The following is a 16,853-nucleotide window of genomic DNA, read 5'->3' as shown; positions in this document are numbered from 1 at the left end:
TAAGAAACTGCCGCATTTCAATAAAACAACGTGGCGAAAATATAAAAAATTTACATTCGGTGAAAACACTTAAGAGTCATATTATCAGCACTTTAACTGGGGTGTTTGTCCTTGTATTTACATCCAATGGTTTCTCACAGACTTGTTTGCAAAAACTAGATAGTGTTTATCTGCATAAGTATGAATCACCAGAAAAAGCCAGATTTTATGCAAGTGCCCTTTTAGAGGATTTGGACTCAGGACGATGTGTAACTGAATTGGGACTTGCTGCCATATACAACAACATCGGACTGTCCCTATGGGAGATTAATGAGAAGAAAAAAGGACTCGATGCACTACAAAGAGGGCTCATAGAAGAGCTGAAAACAAAACCAGAAACTCACCCTGACCTACTGGGGCTTTATTACAACCTTACCACGTTCTATCGTGAATCGGCCAATTTCGTTGAAGCAGAGAGCTATCTCAATAAAGCAGAAAGTGTAGTCAATAGACATTTTGCAAACGACAAAGAAAAGCAAGTAGGTTTTCTTTTCAACAAAGGGGTCTATTATAGAGAGAAAGGAGATTTCTCTAAAAGTATAGAGGCGCTTGAGGCGGCTATTGACAAGATAAACTTATCTGCTGACTCTACTCAAATTGCCTTACAAATTGAATTGGGTACTACTTACAGGAATTCTGGAGATATGGCTAAAAGTGAGCTCATACTAATTGAAGCTATTGAAGCCTCCGAAGGAAATCAGGAAATGCTCTTGTTAAAAGCTATCGATAGATTATCAGCTTTGATGATTGAGTTGGGAGACTTTTCTGATTCAGAGACCTACTTACTTGAAAATTTGCAACGAAAGGACAGTTTATACAACGACTCTCCCCTACTCAAACTTGAGACTTATAACAACCTAAGCATTCTATACTATAGATTAAATGACCTCGAATCAGCTGAAAAATATATAGCCCGGGGTCTAGACGAAAATCAAAATATCAGAACGGTAAAACCAAAATTGCTAAACAATTTGGGTACGATCTACATGAAAGAAGGCAATTTGGAAGAAGCTGAAAAATACTTCAATGAAAGTGCTAAAGCGTTTCAAGAAATCTATGGAAGCATCAATCCTGACTATGCTACCAGTTTGAGTAACCTGGCCGGTATTTATAAACTTAGAGGAGAACTTAAGCGCGCGCTGGACACTTATTCAAAAGTGCTTGACATGGATCGCGCGATCTATGGCACGAACCATCCTACCTATGCCACATCACTCAGCAATGTAGGACTACTCTACATGCAATTTGGAAGTATGGGCATGGCAAAAAGGTTGCTCAATCAAGCCAAACAAATACGATTCAATACGCTCGGCGGCTATCATCCTCTATATATCAAAACAGTGAATGACCTGGCCATTTATCATTTGATTGAAAAAGACACTGTGGCTGCCATGGATGCATTTGACCATGCGCTAGATGCTGAAATTCACCACATGCATGATATTTTCCCAGTGTTGACAGACAAGCAACGAAAACTCTACTTCAATGAGACGCGAAGTAACATTGAACGCTATTGTGCACTTGCCTTCCAGCCAAGTTTTGTCCATACGCCCTATGCCGTTCATGCAGTCAACCATTTCATAAATACCAAAGGCATGCTTTTTTATGCCTCTGAAAAAATGAGACGAATCATCTTAGGCAGCGGTGATGAGGATATTATAAATACCTATAATACGTGGCGTGAAGAAAAATACCTACTGGCGCAGGCCTATTTGCTTACTCAGGGAGAACGAGAACGGCAGGGGTTGGATATTCAGGAAATGGAAACCTATTGTATCGATTTGGAAAAAGAACTGGCGCAAAGCTTCCATGTTTTCTTAGAAGAAGAGCGAAGCGCTTATCATACTTGGGAAGAGATAAGTGAGGTACTGCCTGATAGCACTGCTATGATTGATATGATTCAGTTTAGAAACTATCACGCCAAAATAGTGGACGAGGAACTTGATCAGGGTTTTGAAGATCAGGCACACTATGTGGCTTTTGTAATCAAAAAAGATAGTGTCATAGAAGCTGTAACATGGGATCGGGATATTGATTTTGAAAAGGGACTCAAATTGTATAACAACGCCATTAAATTTGGTGTAAAGGATAAATTAACGCATAAGATTTTTTGGGCACCCATTCAAGAACACTTAAATGATGTAAATCGAGTTTACTTTTCGCCTGATGGAATTTATCATAAGCTAAACCCTGCTATTCTCTTCGATATTGAAAGACAAAAATATGTAGCGGATGAAATTGATATCACGAACATTACCAGTGGTAAGGATCTTATTTATGCGGAGGATAAAAGTTTAATACGTGAAGCAAGAATTGTGGGTAACCCTGACTTCTCAAACGTACAAACAGAATATATGCAGTTAAAACAATTGGCTGGCGCGGAAGAAGAAGCCAAGGACATCACACGAATACTGGATGTTCGTAAGTGGCACACAGAATCGTTTTATTTCGCAGAGGCCACAGAAGATCAAATTAAGACCTTTCAAAACCCAGGTGTCATTCATATAGCCACTCATGGCTTTTTTAAAGATGATCCTGATAATGTCGATCCTCTTCACAGCTCAGGAATCTTCCTGAGCAAGCAAGAAGGCAGCGCTAATGATGGAATTCTCACAGCTTATGAGGCTATGAATTTACAGTTGGATCAAACTAGCTTAGTGGTATTGGCAGCCTGTGAGACAGGCCTAGGTACGGTCAAAAACGGTGAAGGGGTTTTTGGTTTGCAGCGTGCATTTCTAGTAGCTGGAGCAGACAATGTATTGATAAGTTTGGTTAAAATAAATGATCAAGCCGCCAGGCGTTTTATGAATTTACTATACGAACAACTTCGAGAGATTGAGGATCCTCAACAAGCTTTTTTCAACGCCCGAGCGTTGTATCGCCAGGAAGATGAAAACCCGTATAACTGGGGCGCTTACATTTTGGTAACCAAGGGCTAGTCAAAAACCTCCCAGAGATTGTCTTCCGTAATAAAGAAATTAGGATCAACAGTGGTGCTATTAGGGATGTAGAGTCTTACAGAATGACCAGGTGTAATCACTTTCTTGGTTGATCCATTCCAACGGTGAACATCTTTAGGGTCGAGATTCATTTTTTCTGCAATATTGTCAAGAGTCAAAGGTTTTCTTAATACCAAATTTTTTGCTGCCGGCAACGCAAGGGGTTCATGACTTTCTACGTGTACCTCTACCCTTCTATCCAACACTCTCCTGAACCAATGGTCCTTTTCTTTTTCAGATCTCATCTCACCTCTGGCCATCACCTGAATTTTTTCTTCAGGTATTCCCAATCCAACTAAATATGCTTTGGCTGTATTTCCTCTTTTCTGACAAAGTGCCACATTACCTCTTTCTGAACCATGATGATCTGAGTAGGACAAAAGATTTATTTTCCTATAAGGTTCATCCTTAATCGCCTCGTAAAAATCGTTGAGCGCTTGCTTCGATTGTAATCGTAAGGCATAATCTCCGTAATCGAAATACAAGTGTTCTACATTGTCTACAGATTCATAAATTTTGGTTGGTTTGCTTTTTGCAATCACCTCATTCCTACTCTCATTTCTTTCTTTACGATCGGACCGAGCAGATTCAAGGTTAGATGCAATAGACCCGCCTTCGACCGCGCTCGAGTTGAATAGCTTTCTCAGATCCTTCTTCTTAGTCACCACAGGCTGAAATAATGCATAACCCTCATAGTCTTCTGCCCTAAAAGTGACCAGGTCGATAGCACCCACATCTCTATATCTGGACACGATTTGAGCATCAACCATCAACTCACCTGCGAACAGCAACGATAAAAATAGTTTTTCATTTGGTACTGAAAACTTGTATAAGTCCAGTACCTCTTTGGTTTCTCTGTTGGATGAAAGATAGCCCGTAGTGTCGCCAATAAAGAAATAAGTATCATCCCAGGTCGAATTGAAAGGAAAGCCAATATTGAACAAGTCAGGATTGAAAAAAGAGTGACCTTTGGCTCCAAAAATATCATATCCTCCATACCCCACATGGCCATTACTACTAAAGAGCAAACTTTCATGAGCAGAAGAATAGTAAGGTGTAATCTCGTTTTCGCGAGTATTAATAACCTTCCCCATGTTGATAGCAGGCAGCCAGGATTCCCCGTCATCACCTCTCAAACTCATCCAGATATCACTACCTCCTTCACCTCCAGGGCGATCAGAAGAAAAGAAAAGCGTATCTCCAGTTACTGATAATGAAGGATGTTTATTTTCTGAGTTTGGTTCGTTAATGAACTCATTCAATTCCACCGGACTAGTCCATTTTTCGTCTACCAAAGCGCTGAATTTGATTTTGCAGCCAGCATTATTTTCATTCTCGCAAGAGGTATAATAAAACTTATCTCCAGCGGTGTTGAATGTTCCTGATCCTTCAGACCATTTAGTATTCAATTTGTCAAACTTGTGTTTTCCACTGATATTGTGATAACTACCATTTTCTCGCAACTCATACATCATCATATCAGGAAGGAGTCCACTATACTGACTACCCTGGTATTGTTCTCCCGAAAGATTTCTAGAAGTAGCGAAAACCAAATGGCCATCCGCTGGGTTTTCAGTAGCGCCGTAATCATGAAAATTACTATTGAGTTTTTTAATGTATTCTATTTGATACCGTCTGTTCTGCTGCTGTTCTCTTTTAGCAATGAGACAACCTTCTCTTTGCCTATTGGCCAATTCTAGCAGTTCTGGATCAATGTCGGAAATTTTGGCAAGTTCCTGATAAATGGAGTCAGCGAGATCAAACTTACTTTCAAGTTTGTTTAATGTAGCATACTTGTAAATAGACTTAGTTTGATAGTCATGACCAGTCTGCTCACTTAGCCTTTTAAAACTTTTCATTGCCCTCTCATACTGCAAGGTTTGTTCATAGCATACGGCTAACTGATATCCTGCATAATAATTCTTTTTACCAATGGCATAGGCCTTTTCATAATATGGTATAGCCTCTAAATATCTATTCTTTTCAAATTGTTCATCCCCAAGTGCAATGAATTTTGGTACAGATTGGGCAAAAAGATTCCCGGATAGGATAAGAAAGAGCGCGGCTGAAAATAAGTTTTTCATTTAAAACATTGGGTTGGACAATCTTCTATAAGACTTATGCAATTCAAAGCTATAACCAAGAGATATCTCATAAGCCGAAACGTTACCACCAGTTTGCTCATTGATACCTTGATTGGTGGCGTTCATATCTACACTAAAACCCACCTTGACTTGTTCAATTTTCAATCCTATCAAGCCTATAAAAGAATCATTCACTCTATACCAAGCGCCTGTCTGTAGCTCTACGCCAAGATTCGATTTAGATGAACTTACATAGGTGGATACATACATCCCAACATTCATTTGAGTACTGCCATTCGAATTGAGTACATAGGCTGATGGGTAACCATAAAATCTGGCGCCAAGAGGAAACTGAAAAACTGCAAATGCCTTATACAACATAGCTTTCTTAGCATCAAAGTCTTCTATCGACCCGATCTTTGGCCTGTTTAAATTATCTACACTTATACCAGCTGAAAAAGAATAGTCTCTAATTTTATAATCATCGTTGTCATAAGTCGTATAGAGTGCCCCAAAATTGATCACCGGATACCAGACTGGGTCAAACACAATTCCTTCACCAGCCAAAGAACCATCGTAACCCCCATCTAAATACTGATTGAATTGGGAACCCCATCGATAACCATCTCCTGAGATATTCTGCTGAGCATAACCAGCCTGTACTCCAAACACCAAAAGTTGATTTCTGAGCTCTGACAAGTTCACTACATATGAAAAATTACCGATAACCTTCTGGTTTCTATAAGCCCCCTGGTAACCCCTGCTCTCTCTAAAGAAGGTTAAGCCCACACTACCAAAATACTCCTCTCTTGTGGTAACTCTTCTCAACGGGTAGCTGAATGATCCTTGCATGAGTTCTACATAACTCTCTGTATCCGGATTACCGGCTCGCTTATAGTTAGAGTTGAAATTGATGGTAGTAATTGTACCCGGAAAAGCCGGATTCATGAGTGCACCACTTGCAAAATATTGCGAAAATTGACCTTCCTGGCCAAAGGCACTGGTGGAATAGATGAATAATATGAGAAGTAGCGCTTTCTTCATTGTTATTTAACCAATAGCACAGATCCTAATTTGCTAAACTCCTGAGTCTGATTTCTCTCTCCATTACTAAAATACTTATCACTTACCTCGTTACTTATATCATAGGAAATGCTAACATTATAATAATACACCCCTTCGGGTGCCTCTTGTCCACTTTTTAAATTTCCATCCCAACCCAAATCGTCTAGTTTGAGATCTTCTCCTGTTAAGGTAGCGGTATATACTTCACGATTGAATGAATCAAAAATTAGAAATGTAATTGAATTTACAATCGCTCCACCTACAAATGGTCTAAAAATCGTATTATCACTCAGCAACGCTCCAGGAGAAAATACGTTTGGAAGGTAAACCTCTGGTTCTGTAAGTACAGGTGAAATACCCAATGCAAACCGCGTTGGTTTTGAAGTAATCCAAATCTTGTCAGCCGTGCGTATAGTACCGGCTTCCGGAATAGTAGTACCAATATTGTCATTAACCGAACCAGTGGTTTGCAGAGCCGTAAATACCGAGTCTCCTTGTGCAAATCGCTGTAGCGTGGCGTCGTATTCTCTGGCATTAATAAAATTAGGTGTACTAGTGAAATCAACTCCAGAGTAACTAACAGATACATTTATTTCTGCACTATCGCCAAGAGCCTGAATAACCCACTCTACTTCCTGAGCCAATCCCATGGTATTTTCGTCAGTAATCAGACTATCTGGATCCGGTTGCTTACACTCCACCTTGACAGTTACGCCTGGCGTACTACTATTTATCGCAACATAATTAGGTGAGCCGTTGATGCCCATAGGAAAAACTGTTGCCACTGTATCGTTTGTAACGGCCAGCATTTGACCTTCCACATAAGAAGGTGTTGAAGTCTCATTGTCAGAATTAACATTGACTTGTCCTTGTACTAAGAAAGTCTCTTGATTGGTTGCATTTAATACTCCTTTCTCAATGTTTAATCCAGATTGTACCAAAACAAAATTCGGCGGTAGCGTAACTGTACCAATAGTATTAAGGTTGAGTTCATTGATAAAAATAGAATCTGCACTACTGACCAAAATCACTTCGTTAATAGTAGCTCTGTCCTCTACATCAATAAAACTTAAGTCGCCCAGGTGCTTATTGTTAACAAAATTCAACTCACCATCTTCAACTGAGAAAATGATTCCATTGTTAGTTAGGGCTCCATTGAAGGTGACATTTGAGGCGAAAGCAATTGTATCTTCATTGACAGCGGTATTCTCAAAATAAGTCTCTCCTCCAAATAGCGCTTCATTCGTGTTTACAAATTCATCATTGATGATTGCTGTTCCGGTTGCACTAATTTTTCCACCATTAGAGAAAGGTGTATTCAAATTTACATCTCCATCAATAGCACTCTCGGCTCCATCAGGATTAATAAGAGTCCCATCAACCACCAAATTTCCTAACATACCAAATTGACCACTGGTATTGTCCAACATCCCACTGAGCTGTAGGTTCGACTCTACATTAAATGTGCCGTTATTATCTATAGATCCATTGACAACTGAGGTTTCACCCCCTGTGATAAACAAATCTCCATTATTACCTACAACACCATCCACTAGAGTGTTTCCTCTAATACCGAGCGTTGATTCTACGTCATTGTTCGTAACTGATATAGGATCAAAGTGTGCATCTCCCCTAACCACTAGGGTTCCTCTGTTGCTGACGGTTCCGACAACATATGCATCCTCTTCTACAAGAATATTACCTTCGTTATCTATTAGCCCATTAAAAGTAGCACCACCTCCAATATAAAAAGTAGCAGTTCCTTTTACATTTAAGGTTGTAGAAGCTCCCAGGTTAGTAGTTTGGGCAAACCCTAACCTAGAAAATAGAAGTAATATGAAAATTGAAAAATACTTCATGTTTAGTCTACATAGTCCATTCGGTAAGTAATCCGAGCCCCAGTGAAATCAGCTGACGGGCCTACTGGAGTGTCCAAATCGATATATATAAAATAATTATTTGAGTTATTGTCAATAATTTTCCCAACAGATGCAGCGATCGGAAAACCAGTAATACCAGAAGTTCCATCTGGAATAGTAACAACATCGTTGAAAGTAAATGCTGTAGAATAAGACTTAGCGGCAAAATGAGCCACGGCATCTGCACCAGAAGTATTCCTACCCATAATCTCGACAGCTTGAATCACTGCTCCATCAGGCAAATGAACGGGTGCAGATAGTTGAGCACCTGTCCCAGCTTCAGTAGCTAAAACGTATACAGCTCCTCCACCATTTGACTCTAGTTCATCTGTCGTATTTGCTTTTTTAGTGAGATTAAAAGCAACAGGAGGAATTCCGTAATACTTAGTAACCGGGCTATTATACTTATACGCGTTGGCATTCACTTCGCCAGCATCATCTATTTTCAGACCTTCAACCAAAGCCCCACTCATTTTCACACTCAATACCAACTCTGAAGCCTCTACCCCGGCTGTATTGTTAGTAAATCTCGTTTCTACTTTACCAATTTCTGTTTGAACAGCTGAACTATTGATCCCATCAAAAACAATATTCCCTCCTGTTCCAATCGAGCCATTATCATTATACACATGCATGGTTGGTGCATTTGTGGGAGAACCTCTTCTAATTGAGAATTCGTTTCCATTCACAGAAATCTCGGTGGATGTAGATAATGTCCCACCCAGCTCAATGTTACTACCATTCACATTCAATCCATTGGCAGCACCAGTGATACTTCCTCCACCAAGTGGCTGCCAAACACCTGACACTCTTCCTTCAAACCCTTCTGAACCACCTTCATTGCTGTATCGAATCATACCATCTATGGGAGTAATAATTCCACTTCGTTCAATATCATTTCCACGAGGCAATACCAAGGCAGTATTGGCGTCCATTTCAATATGACCAGGGTTACCCACTCCAGTTCCGGGTGCTAATATCAAATTACCTCCGTTAAAACCGGAATCTCCGTCTCCAGCCCTTACCGAAAGGTTGTTACCTACTGATGATGTTGCTCCTTCAACTAAAATGTCATGGTCGATTCCTGCTGAAAAAATAGAACTGGCTCTCATATATGCATCGCCTTGTAAATCTATTACTCCATCAAACCCTGCTCCATCACCAAACCCAGGTTGTAAGATCACATTGCCTCCATCAGCGGCGCTACCACCCGCGGCGTCTCCAGCTAGCAAGTGCATTACGCCACCCGGCCCACTGGAAGGTGGGTTAACTTGTATAAGGCCTGACGCATCGCCATCAAAAGTAATTGGGGTATTTATATTTGAAAAAGACGAGTTTCCAAAACTTGACCACCCACCTGATGAGTACCCTTCAAACTGATCATCATCAAAATTAAACCTTAACATACCTGGTATCGGTGTTGTAATTGCATCTCTATCAAAACTACTACCTGCAGCAATGGCGATGGCTTCGTTTGAATTGAATCTAACCATTTCATTAAATTCAGCTGATCCATCATTTTGTAGAGTCAGAGAAGTTTCAATGTCACTTGTAAGACTCAATACTCCATTAGCCGCTCCAGATGGCGTATAATGGAAGGAAATTTCTCCATTTTCTAAAAATATAAAACTTGCCTGGGATCCTGAATTTCTGACTAAGTCGTTGTCTGTTGTATTTGTCTTATCAACATAAAGATCAGAGCCAATAAAATCACCGTTGATGGCTTGGGTAGCATTCTCAAAATGTGACAGTGCTAAGCTTTGCTCTACCTGAAATGTTGACAACGGGTCACCTGTACCAATTCCAACATTTCCATTTGGTTCAAGATGTAGAACTGCCGCAGTCTCGGTTCCACCCATAAAATTTGAAAAAGATAGCTCGTTTTGTCTCGTGGCATCTCCAAATGCGTCACCATATCCGAGAAGCATCCAACCATTTGTACTTACATCTCCTACATCAGTTGCACCATCTCCCAACGTTTGTAAAATAATGGCAGATAATTGACTTGTCTGCGTGCCTTGTGCATCAACAGTTAAAGCAGAAATCTGATCTAAGCCATTGTTATAAACATGCAAATCGGTTCCTGGAGTGGTTGTACCAATTCCAACCAAACCACTAGAGTAGTTGATATCTCCTGCATTATCGGCCCATAAACTAGCAGCAGCTATATCACTGGTTAAGGCTAGTTGCCCAGAATTATCCGGCAAAGCATATGAATGTGCGGCTGTCAAAGCGCTCAACTCAAAGGTTGCACTATTTCCTGTTCCATCATCCTCTATTGAAAAGGTATTATCGGTCTGTGTTAAAGTTGCACCTGAGATGCTACCTCCTGTTACATTAATGTTTGAGAAATTAGATTGAGCACTAAAATCTGCTAAGGCATCTACGTCCAAAGTCCCAGCACCATCAATTATGATATCCGATCCGGCTGCCGTAGTGATGGTAGACGTACTCCCTAGCACACCTCCTAAGTCGATATTTGAACCTGAAACCGTCACACCATTTCCTGAAGCTACGGTTACAGGTAGATTCGTAAGTTGTGAACCATCTATGTTAGGTAGTCTTGAAGATGCATCCAATTGAACGATTTGACTTGGACCTACTCCAACATTCACATTAAGCGCTGTGGCATCGCCGTCTCCTAATACAGTTGTACCGTCTGAGTTAACTGGAGTGATTGGCAGATTGGTGAGTTGTGAGCCATCGATATTAGGTAGCCTGGACGTTCCATCAAGCTGAACTATTTGATTTGGGCCTACACCTACATTCACATTAAGCGCTGTGGCATCGCCGTCTCCTAATACAGTTGTACCGTCTGAGTTAACTGGAGTGATTGGCAGATTAGTGAGTTGTGAACCATCGATATTAGGTAGCCTGGACGTACCATCAAGCTGAACTATTTGATTTGGGCCTACACCCACATTGACATTTAATGCTGTAGCGTCTCCATCTCCAAGAACCGTAGTCCCATCAGAATTAATAGGAACAATTGGCAGATTAGTGAGTTGTGAGCCATCGATATTAGGTAGCCTGGACGTTCCATCAAGCTGAACTATTTGATTTGGGCCTACACCTACATTCACATTAAGCGCTGTGGCATCGCCGTCTCCTAATACAGTTGTACCGTCTGAGTTAACTGGAGTGATTGGCAGATTAGTGAGTTGTGAACCATCGATATTAGGTAGCCTGGACGTACCATCAAGCTGAACTATTTGATTTGGGCCTACACCCACATTGACATTTAATGCTGTAGCGTCTCCATCTCCAAGAACCGTAGTCCCATCAGAATTAATAGGAACAATTGGCAGATTAGTGAGTTGTGAGCCATCAACATTTGGTAGCCTGGACGTACCATCAAGCTGAACTATTTGATTTGGACCTACACCTACATTGACATTAAGCGCTGTGGCATCGCCGTCTCCTAATACAGTTGTACCGTCTGAGTTAACTGGAATGATTGGTAGGTTAGTTAGTTGTGAACCATCTACTGCTGGTAATCTTGCTGAACCATCTAATTGAACAACATTGCCCGCTGCAACGCCCAGGTCAGCATTGGTCAAATCATCTGTGTTATCTACATCCAAATTAACCGGAACGTTGGTAACTTTTCCAAAATCAACGTCATTGATATTTGCATCTGTAATAGTAGTACCTGCTATGTCTGCACCTGCTATGGTACCATCTGCTATTTCTGAGGTTGTAACCGAATTAGCTGCTAAGACTGGCGCCGGAAGATTGGTAAGCTGAGATCCATCCACGGCTGGTAATCTTGCCGAACCATCTAATTGAACAACATTGCCCGCTGCAACGCCCAGGTCAGCATTGGTCAAATCATCTGTGTCATCTACATCCAGATTTACTGGAACGTTGGTTATCTTTCCAAAATCAACATCATTGATATTGGCATCTGTAATGGTAGTACCTGCTATGTCAGCACCCGCTATGGTACCATCCGCAATCTCCGTAGTAGTTACTGATCCTGCCCCTATTGTGGCAGTTACTCCTGTTAACTGAGAGCCATCAACAGCAGGAAGTCTCGCCGAACCATCTAGCTGGACAACATTGCCCGCTGCCACGCCAAGGTTGGCTGTAGTCAAATCATCCGTATCATCTACATCCAGATTTACTGGTACGTTGGTTATCTTTCCAAAATCAACATCATTGATATTGGCATCGGTAATGGTAGTACCCGCAATGTCAACACCTGCAATGGTGCCATCTGCAATCTCCGTAGTAGTTACTGATCCTGCCCCTATTGTTGCAGTTACTCCTGTCAACAGAGAGCCATCAACAGCAGGAAGTCTCGCCGAACCATCTAGCTGGACAATTTGATTCGCAGCGTTACCTACGTCAGCGGTGGTAATATCGTCTGTTGCATCTATATCCAAATTGACAGGGACATTGGTGACTTTCCCAAAATCCACATCATTGATATTTGCATCTGTGATGGTAGTCCCTGCTATGTCAACACCATCGATGGTACCATCGGCAATCTCGGTGGTAGTTACTGACCCAGCACCTATTGTTGCTGTTACCCCTGTTAACTGGGAACCATCAACCGCAGGAAGTCTGGCTAATCCATCTAACTGGACAATTTGGTTTGCTGCATTTCCTACATTTACAGCCAACGGTGTACCACCCCCATCTCCGCTAATAGTAATTCCATCTACCACAATGGTTCCCTCGATAGCTACAGGATTCCAAACGCCATTCCAAATGAACAAACTACCCAAAGTTTCATCATAAACCATTATACCATTGTCGGCTGCTCCCAGAGCCATTCCCGTACGTTCTCCTGTAGTCAGCCTTGGTATAAGAATACCCTGAGCTTGCCCTGCGACTGGTTTTATATCCATCGCTGCATTTGGACTAGGAGAATCTGTATTTACTCCAATTGAGTTTTGTGCCTGAGCCGTAGAGGCCACTAGAAGAATTGCTAAAGCACTTATTATTTGTTTTACCATGGTTGAAATATTGCCAGTTATTACAATCAACTTAAAAGTCATCACTTTTCTTTACTGCTTTAATTGCAGCCTTTCTCTCACAGGGATAATAAGGACGGATGGTCTATGGATTGGCCATTAATTTCAAAGTCTTTTCAAGTAGAGTTTGGCATTATCAGCGCTACCATTTTCAAAATAAACAAGTAGTTAACACAATAAACATATAATTCGACGAATATTCAAAAAAAAGAGACTAACAGCAATAAACTACTCAATTATTGCCAAAACATCAATTACCAAATGCTCACTCGGTCCTCCTCTGCTCTGTAATTGTTATCACCTGCTTGCACATCAAATGCCTCATAAAATGGAGTGAAATTCATTAGTGGACCATTCACTCTCCACATGGCTGGGGAATGCGGATCTACTGCTACATAATTCCTCAAAAACTCCTTTCTCATTTTTACCCTCCAGATTCTAGCGATAGACAAAAAGAAACGCTGATCAGGTGTAAAACCATCAATTTTAGTAGTGTCTTGTCCTTGATTGGTCATTTTAAAGGCGTCATAAGCAATAGCAATTCCTCCATTGTCGGCCGTATTTTCACCAACAGTAAGTGCACCTTTTAAAGCTACACTATCTAACACAGTGAAAGAGCTGTACAAGTCAATCATTTTCTGAGTTCGAGCCTTAAATTTTTCATAATCTTGTTCGGTCCACCAATTTTTTACATTTCCATCTTTATCGTATTGGGCTCCCTGATCATCAAAGGCGTGCGTCAGTTCATGCCCAATTACCATACCTATACCTCCATAATTGATAGCATCATCTGCATACAGATCAAAGTAAGGATATTGTAGAATGCCTGCAGGAAATACAATTTCATTTAATGGTGGCATATAGTAAGCTGTAACTGTTGAAGGTGTAGTTCTCCATTCCTCTCTATCTGGAGCTTTGTTCAACTTAGCTAAATTGTATCTGAAGAGCTCTTTTCTAAGTTCAACAACATTCTCAAAGTATTTACTTTTATCTATCTCGATACCCTTGTACTCACGCCACACATCTGGATATCCAATTTTCTTTGTGATGGCATATAATTTCTCTTTGGCTTTTAGTTTGGTGCTGTCGCTCATCCAATCCAACTGGTCCATCCTATTTTCAAATGCTTTTTGGAGGTTGTTTACCAACTCAAGGGCCTTTTTTTTTGCATCTTCATTGAAATGTCGCTTCACATACACTTGTCCCAAAGCAAAGCCAAGGCGACGATCAACCATCTGCACCATTCGTTCTGCTCTCGACTTTTGGGTAGATTGGCCCGATAAAAGTTTGGTATATTCAAATTCCGCTGACTCAAAATCTTTACTTAGTACACTTGCATTAGTGGCTATCGTATTTGCTTTTAGATAAGCTTTCCAATCCTCCAGAGGCACAGTTTTCAACATGGCCTGGACGCGATCATAATAAGCTGGTTGTCTCATGTCAATCGAATCAGCTTCCAGATCAAGTTTTTCAAATAAGTTAGACCAGCCAATGTTTGGCTGTCGTTGCTCAATAGCTGCTAGCGACAGTTTGTTGTAATTGGCTTTGACATCTCTACGTTCGATTCTCGTTTTATGTGATTCAGCCAATTGTTTCTCTATACTGTAAACTATGTTAGCCAAAGACTCTGCATTTTCAGTTTCGGTCAGTTCAAATAGATTTTGGAGATAAGCTTGATAAGATTGCTGAATGGCAACAGAGGAAGAGTCAGTTTTAAAATAATAATCACGATCAGGCAACCCCAACCCAGTTTGGCTAAAATGGGCAATATTTACATTGCTATTAGCTTGATCAGGATAAATACCTAAACTAATTATTGAAGATACACCTGACTTGAGATCGTCCGCTATAAAACTCATTAAATCAGAGACGTTCTCAATAGCATCAATGCTGTTCAGAGTTGGTTTGATTGGCTCATAACCCAACCGATTGATACTAAGCGTATCCATACCAGAAGCATAAAAATCACCAACCTGCTGTTCAATACTTCCCTGTGCATATTCTTCAGCAGCCAGCTCTTCCAAAATATTCCGCAAAAGTACTTTTTGAGGGATATTCAAAAATCGGTATGACCCTACCCCAGATTGGTCATCAGCTATTCTAGCGGTATCATGCCAAAGGCCATTGACGTATTTGAAAAAGTTGTCTCCAGGTCTAATACTTGAGTCTAATCCCTTCACATCTACGTATTGACGCTTTGGCTGTTTGTCAATCAGTTTTTTATCAGAACATGAAACTGTAAAGATTAGGATAAGAAAGAAGCAGAATATATTTTTCATAGGACATGTGTTTAATCAAAGATAATCCAAATTTTGAGGCCGCAAAATGAATGAGAATAAGTGCATTAAGTTCCACAGAACGTCTGGTAGGACCTATCAAAACCAGAAGGTATGTGTTGAATCTCTTGTTGGACATACGGCGTTGAAAGCTTGGCCACCAACTTATTAAATGACTCAACATCGCCTTCAACCGCTTCTTTCAGTACTTCTTCAACTAAATGATTTCTTGGAATGATTACCGGATTGCTTTGATCCATCAGCATCAGCCCCTCCTCGGAGCCATCATTTCGTGTTTGCGCCAATTCCCACTTCTTTAGCCAGTCCTGGAATAGACTATCTTTAAGCAGCTTTGGTTCTAATGACTTATAGCGAAGTGATACAAAAAAGTTGGTGTAATCCACTTGATGATTTTGTAACAAAACGAGCAGTTCATCTACCAGCTTTCTATTTTCCATAGAAGTATTAACAATTCCTAATTTATTCATCATCATCTTATAAAAGCTAGTTTCATACAAATCAGGAAATGTCTGTATCACTCTTTCTGCTTGCTCTACAGCTGCTTTTTCCTCCTTGTCAATCAAGGGAAGAAGTGCATTGGCTAAAATTGCCAAATTCCAATGTGCTATTCTCGGTTGATTTCCGAAAGCGTACCGTCCTTGCTTGTCAATTGAACTAAAAACTGTGTTTTGATGATAGGCATTCATAAAGGCACAAGGTCCGTAATCAATAGTTTCTCCCGCAATGGACATATTGTCCGTATTCATCACTCCATGAATAAACCCAACACGCATCCAATTTACAATCAGATCAATCTGTCTATTCATTACCCTTTCAAGAAATTCAAGGGCATAGTTTTCCGATTCTAACAAATCTGGGTCGTGTCTTTTGATTACATATTTTGTGAACGCTGCTAATTGATCCGTGTAAAAACGAGCATATTCAAACGAGCCCACACGAATATGACTTTCGGCTATTCGTGTCAGCACAGCACCATCATTAACTTGTTCTCGGTAAACGGACTCGCCGGTTTTCATCACAGCCAAACTCCTTGTCGTCTTAATGCCTAAATGAAACATGGCTTCGCTCATCAAGTATTCTCTGAGCATAGAAGACAACGTAGCTCTCCCATCTCCTCTTCTGGAATAATTGGTAGCCCCTGAACCTTTGAGTTGAACGTCGAAACGATGACTATCAATGACATGCTCTCCGAGTAACACTGCCCTTCCATCTCCTAGCATGGTAAACTGACCAAACTGATGGCCAGCATAGGCTTGTGCTATAGGATGGGTTCCTTTAAGAACTTCTCTTCCTGAAAGGAAATGAATAGCTAGTTCTGGGTTTGACAGTTCTTCCTGAAGTTTCAGCTCTCTCGCCAAGTTATTATTGAAACAAATTGTTTCAGGATTTGGAACTGAGGTTGGTAATTGGTCACTATAAAACTTTGAAGGTAGGTTGTCTCGGTAGGAATTTTCTAATGTTGTCATAA

Annotated in this window: 7 protein-coding genes; 1 reads left to right on the top strand and 6 read right to left on the bottom strand. The window is 40.7% G+C overall.

Annotated elements, in window-relative coordinates; translation table 11 throughout:
• Window positions 1-59 precede the first annotated feature (59 nt).
• Window positions 60-2,978: a CHAT domain-containing protein gene (locus ACO6S2_RS12205; protein WP_422358833.1), complete on the top strand. Its 2,919-nt coding sequence runs from the start codon at window positions 60-62 to the stop codon at window positions 2,976-2,978.
• Here ACO6S2_RS12205 and ACO6S2_RS12200 read toward each other — a convergent pair.
• The 6 genes from ACO6S2_RS12200 to ACO6S2_RS12175 all read right to left on the bottom strand — a co-directional run bounded on the left by ACO6S2_RS12200 (window position 2,975) and on the right by ACO6S2_RS12175 (window position 16,851).
• Window positions 2,975-5,122 carry an OmpA family protein gene (locus ACO6S2_RS12200; RefSeq protein ID WP_422358832.1) on the bottom strand — a complete coding sequence of 716 codons (2,148 nt, stop codon included), beginning with the start codon at window positions 5,120-5,122 and terminating at the stop codon, window positions 2,975-2,977. The two genes, ACO6S2_RS12205 and ACO6S2_RS12200, sit on opposite strands and share 4 nt — an antisense overlap.
• Window positions 5,123-6,166 carry a PorP/SprF family type IX secretion system membrane protein gene (locus ACO6S2_RS12195; RefSeq protein ID WP_422358831.1) on the bottom strand — a complete coding sequence of 348 codons (1,044 nt, stop codon included), beginning with the start codon at window positions 6,164-6,166 and terminating at the stop codon, window positions 5,123-5,125. It lies immediately after the preceding gene.
• 2 nt (window positions 6,167-6,168) lie between these two features.
• Window positions 6,169-8,046, bottom strand: coding sequence for a hypothetical protein (locus ACO6S2_RS12190; RefSeq protein WP_422358830.1), 1,878 nt, complete (start codon window positions 8,044-8,046; stop codon window positions 6,169-6,171).
• 2 nt (window positions 8,047-8,048) lie between these two features.
• Window positions 8,049-13,070, bottom strand: coding sequence for a beta strand repeat-containing protein (locus tag ACO6S2_RS12185; protein WP_422358829.1), 5,022 nt, complete (start codon window positions 13,068-13,070; stop codon window positions 8,049-8,051).
• 272 nt (window positions 13,071-13,342) lie between these two features.
• Window positions 13,343-15,367, bottom strand: coding sequence for a M13 family metallopeptidase (locus tag ACO6S2_RS12180; RefSeq protein ID WP_422358828.1), 2,025 nt, complete (start codon window positions 15,365-15,367; stop codon window positions 13,343-13,345).
• A 65-nt stretch (window positions 15,368-15,432) separates the two neighbouring features.
• Entirely contained in the window at window positions 15,433-16,851 is a 1,419-nt protein-coding gene (locus ACO6S2_RS12175) for a protein adenylyltransferase SelO (protein WP_422358827.1), read from the bottom strand.
• Between the last annotated feature and the right edge of the window lie 2 nt (window positions 16,852-16,853).

The organism is Reichenbachiella sp., from assembly GCF_965233835.1.
Lineage (GTDB): Bacteria > Bacteroidota > Bacteroidia > Cytophagales > Cyclobacteriaceae > Reichenbachiella.
The sequence above is the reverse complement of the archived record's forward strand: the minus strand, read 5'-3'. Positions and strand labels throughout refer to the sequence as shown.